The organism is Antrihabitans cavernicola (assembly GCF_008297975.1).
Classification (GTDB): Bacteria; Actinomycetota; Actinomycetes; order Mycobacteriales; family Mycobacteriaceae; genus Antrihabitans; species Antrihabitans cavernicola.
Genome location: NZ_VLNY01000036.1, coordinates 1 through 2,583 on the forward strand (window position 1 = coordinate 1; position 2,583 = coordinate 2,583).

The 2,583-nt window shown below is 66.2% G+C and carries 2 protein-coding genes and 1 pseudogene; all 3 read left to right on the plus strand.

The features are described from left to right. Positions 1–816 (plus strand): annotated as a pseudogene (locus FOY51_RS27360) (integrase); the annotation flags it as partial. After that, entirely contained in the window at positions 813–1,880 is a 1,068-nt protein-coding gene (locus FOY51_RS27010; protein ID WP_149433360.1) for an AAA family ATPase, read from the plus strand. The pseudogene FOY51_RS27360 and the gene FOY51_RS27010, both read left to right, overlap by 4 nt. After that, positions 1,849–2,583 (plus strand): TniQ family protein (locus tag FOY51_RS27015; RefSeq protein WP_149433361.1); only part of this gene is annotated, 735 nt, incomplete at its 3' end. The genes FOY51_RS27010 and FOY51_RS27015, both read left to right, overlap by 32 nt.

Below are 2,583 nucleotides of genomic sequence, written 5' to 3' on the forward strand. Positions count from 1 at the left end.
CACGATATCGAGGGCGAGGCCTTCTACTACGTGGCCGAGCTGGAACAGATCATCCGCGAGTGGGTCGGCACGGTGTATCACCACACGAAACATGCGGGTTTGTGTGTGCCGCAGTTGCCCGATTCCCGCTTTTCGCCGGCGGAAATGTTCGAGATCGTCATGATGCGGGCCGGGTCGGTGCGGCTCCCGGCGCGACCGGGCATGGCGTACGAGTTCCTCGACGTGGTCTGGCGCATGATCCACCATTACGGTGTCGAGATCCATGGCCGCCGCTACGACGGGGCCGGGCTGAATCTGCATCGCAACCGCCGATCACCCTACGGTGGCGTCCACGCCGGACAGTGGCCGTTCTCCATCGACGCCCACGACGTCCGGTTCGCCTATTTTCATGATCCCGATACCGGTCGGTGGTACCGGTTGGAGTGGGAACACGCGCACGGACTGACCGCACCGTTCAGCGCGGACGCCGCGGATTATGCGAAGAAGGTCAGCGTCCGCACGCACCGCCACGTCGACCCGCAGCACGCGGTTGCCGCACTGCTCGACCAGTGGAGCAGCGGCGAGGTCCTCGCCCGCCGAGACCGCGCGTTGGCGCGGCGGCTCAGCGCGCAACGGGCCGGCGACGATGACGATGCCGGTGTGCCCAGCACTGTCGAGCAGGCGCGGCAGGTGGCCGCGCTGCCATCGGTGGCGGATTTCCTCGCCCACCGCGACGAGTCGCAGAGCCGGATGGAGGTCGTCGACGACGTCGACGTCTTCGCCCGGTACTACGCCACCCATCCGGACGCGGACGGGTTGGAGGTGTTCGAGGATTGAGCAATCCGTGGGGAATGTGGTTGCGCGGCAACGACACCGAGCCGTTCGTGCTCTCGCGCAAACAGGGCTGGGACCGGTTCGTCAACGCGCCGCGTCGAGCGCTGTTGCCGGTATTGACTCGTGCGGAGATGGGTCGCCTCGATGCGGAGTCTCTGGCGGACTACACGGAGGCGCGGATGGTGTGGAATGCGAATCTGCCGATCGTGCGAACCCAACAATTGACCTCGGCGTTCGCGATCATCGATCAGGTGATGGCGTCGGCGCGACGAGATGGTGACCGGGCGCGGGGTTCGGTGGTCATCGACGCGAAACCCGGGCTCGGGAAGACGACCATCGCGACCCGGTACGGCAAGGATTTCCACCGGCTGCAGTACCGCCGGTACGGGCCGACCACGATCGACGGTCATCAACGATTGCCGGTGGCGTTCATCCCGCTCAAGGCAAGCATCACCCTCAAGGCGTTGAATCAGAAGATTCTGAACTTCTACGGCCACCCGGCAGGGACGGCGGCAACCCGGTTCGAATTGGCAGACCTGGCGATCGATTGCGTCCGCAGTTGCGAGACCCGGTTGATCGTGATCGACGACGTGCATTTCATCGATTTTCGGCACCGTGACGGACTCACGGTGAGTAATCATCTCAAGTCGCTGGCCAACGAGATGGCGGTCACGTTCATCTTCGTCGGTGTCGGATTGGCGGAGAAGAAGTTCTTCGACGAAGGCATGATCGGTGAGGAGGCGGCCTACGCGCAGACCAGCCGCCGCGCCACCCGATGCCCGGTGGTGCCGTTCACGCTGGGCACCGACGACGGTTTCCGCGGCTGGGTCGATCTGCTGCGCGTCCTGGAATCTCACATCGCTCTCGCCGACGCCCACCCGGGGATGTTGACCGATCATGCGCAGCTGCTGCATCGACGCACTCAGGGCTACATCGCCTCGTTGACGTCGCTGCTCGATCGGGCGTGTGCGCGGGCCATCGGCACCGGTGGCGAGACCATCGACGCCGACGTCATCGGCGGGGTCGAGATGGACAATGCCGCACAGACCGCCAGCCCGATCGGCTGATCGCGGTCCCACGCCGCAGTCCCGGCCGATAGTGACGGTGCGCGGCGGTGGCATCGACCGGTGGCCGATCGCGGTGCCGGTCGGTGACGGGGAAGCGGTGTTCGGCTGGTTGGTCCGGGTTTCGCACCGCTACGGCCTGACTCCGCGGCAAGTGTTGCAGCACACCGGAATCCGGGCCCAACCTGCGAGTGTGGGTGCGGTATCGGCGGCGCTGGCCGCCGATACGGGTGTGTTGTCCGCGACACTGGGTCTACCGATCACCGGCCTTCAGGCGTCCGTCGCTCCGGTGCCGCTCGACGTGGCGCTTCGCCAGTACCTGACCAATTATCACTGCGTCGACTACAAGCCGCGGCCCGGCTCGCGGTTCTGCCCGTGTTGTCTCGCCGATGCCGACCCGCGGTGGCAGGCCGGGTGGTTCAGCCCGCTACAGCTGGTGTGTGAGCGCCATCAGGTGCATCTGCGGGTGCGGTGTCCCTCGTGTGAGCAGGTCCCGTTTTCCACGGTGGCCTGGCTGGGTCGGGTCACCGAGACCTACCGGTGTCCGCAACGCCGCAGCCGTGACCGGGTCACGCATCCGCGGCGGGTGATGGCGTTCTGCCGCCAGGATCTACGCCGCGTCGACGTCGTTACCGCCGACGGGGCGCTCGTGGCGGCGCAACAACAACTGTCCGCACTGGCGGCCACCATGATCGTGGATCCGCTG